The sequence below is a fragment of the Pantoea sp. ARC270 genome, assembly GCF_003236725.1.
Classification (GTDB): Bacteria; Pseudomonadota; Gammaproteobacteria; order Enterobacterales; family Enterobacteriaceae; genus Pantoea; species Pantoea anthophila.
Map to the genome: position 1 here is coordinate 1 of NZ_PUGA01000078.1, position 1,934 is coordinate 1,934.

The window sequence follows — 1,934 nt, forward strand, 5'->3', positions numbered from 1 at the left end:
CGCTTTTTTTTCATCGCTATTTCTTCAGCCTGCCTGTTCTCCCACTATCGCTGTGAATGATTTCACGGGCATCAATATTTTCGATGAGCACCCCGGTTTTATTCACTGGTTTTCCCAGCCTATGGCAATTACGATTTTAATAAGTAGCAGGGCAATCTCATTTTAAATCAATGAATTGTGAGTTTTTTAAGTCAGGTTCTGACTGACGAGACCGTGCTTCAAACTTAAGGATATCCGGGATATGTCGTTGGTAAGCAGTAGTACATTAGAACAAGGTTTTGAAGCGCCCAGGCGTTATCTGGCTGCCGCGGCCATTTTGATAGGCGTGGTCATGGCAGCGCTGGATGGTTCCATTGTCAACATTTCCTTGCCCTCTATTGCTGAGGCCCTGCATGTAGATTCAGCCTCGGTCATCTGGGTTACCAACGGTTATCAGGTCGCTAGCGCGGCGACGATGCTGATTTGCGCATCGCTGGGATCAAGGTTAGGAGAGCGGCGCTTTTATACAGCGGGTATGGTGTTATTTACACTGGCATCGCTGGGGTGCAGTCTCTCTTCAACCTTCGGTATGCTGGTTGCTATGCGGGTGCTGCAGGGAGTGAGTTATGCCGTGATGATCAGTGTGGGATTAGGGCTTTACCGCGTGATTTTTCCCCCTAATGCGTTAGGCACAATTCTGGGACTGAATGCGCTGGCCTTCGCAGTGGGGACGGCCATCGGTCCTGCGTTGGGTGGTTTGATTATCTCCTGGCTCGATTGGCCCTGGTTATTTTATATCAATATTCCACTTGGCGTGCTTGCCACCGTGTTCGCGCTGATTTCACTTGGCATTGATGATAAACGGGAAAAAGGCTTTGACTGGGGAGGGGCTTTAACCTCTGCTGCGGCTTTGGGACTGATGGTTGTCGCTGTCGATCAAATCGGGCGCTGGGAGAGTCACATCCTGATTCTATGCGGCATGACGTCAGGAATATTAATGGCAATTTTCATTATTGCTCAGATGCGATCTAAGCACCCATTACTGCCTCTGGATATTTTTCATTCACGGCGGTATTCCTTCGCTGTTATTTCCTCCTTTTCAATGTTTGTCGCTCAGGGGATGGCCATGGTGGGTTTACCTTTTGTCCTGCAGCACACCTATCACTACTCTGTACTGAAATCAGCATTCATCTTTACACCCTGGCCGATTGCTGTAGCTATTTGCGCGCCTGTTGCTGGCAGGCTATCGAATCATCTGAATCCCACTCAGATTTCAACGGTTGGGGTAGTGATTTTTAGCCTGGGTTTAGGATCACTTGCACTGTTACCTGAGGCAGCCACGACCGCTGATTTCATCTGGCGGGTAGCTGTTTGCGGCATAGGTTATGGGCTTTTTCTTCCGCCAAACAATAAAGAAATGTTTTCGAACGTTGCCAAAAACCGGACTGTCACGGCGTCAGGTCTATTATCAACGGCAAGAACGGCAGGCCAATCTATCGGCGCAGCACTGGTTGCGATGGTAATAGCCTTATTGAACGGCTTAATGGAAGGCGCAGACGCGCAGTTCGCCGTTTATCTCTTTGGACTGGCCTGTCTAATCGCTGCGCTATCATCGATCTCAAGCATGCTGCGTCTGCATCAATAAACCTCTGAACCCGATAAGCGCCCCTGAAACTGTGAGCAGGAAAGACGAAAAGGCGAAACCAGGGAAGTTATAGCGGGTTCGGGTGACAATTTTCAAAAGCAAAAAGCCTGCTCAGGTTTCCCTGAGCGGGCTTTTCTGAAAGGCTGATATTTAGTTCGATGTAATCTGACTAATAATCACACCCATAATACTTTTGTTTTCAAAAAAATACTGGAGGCAGTTCATTTGAGTAAAATCGCCATAGTTTTTTGTGTTAGTACAGTACTGGACTATATTGCCATCTGGTTTGTTCAGGAAGATTGACGAGATC

Annotated in this window: 1 protein-coding gene; it reads left to right on the top strand. The window is 47.9% G+C overall.

Going from position 1 to position 1,934, the window contains the following annotated elements; translation table 11 throughout:
* Positions 1–241: 241 nt before the first annotated feature.
* Entirely contained in the window at positions 242–1,624 is a 1,383-nt protein-coding gene (locus CKF42_RS20890) for a DHA2 family efflux MFS transporter permease subunit (protein WP_111209109.1), read from the top strand.
* Positions 1,625–1,934 lie beyond the last annotated feature (310 nt).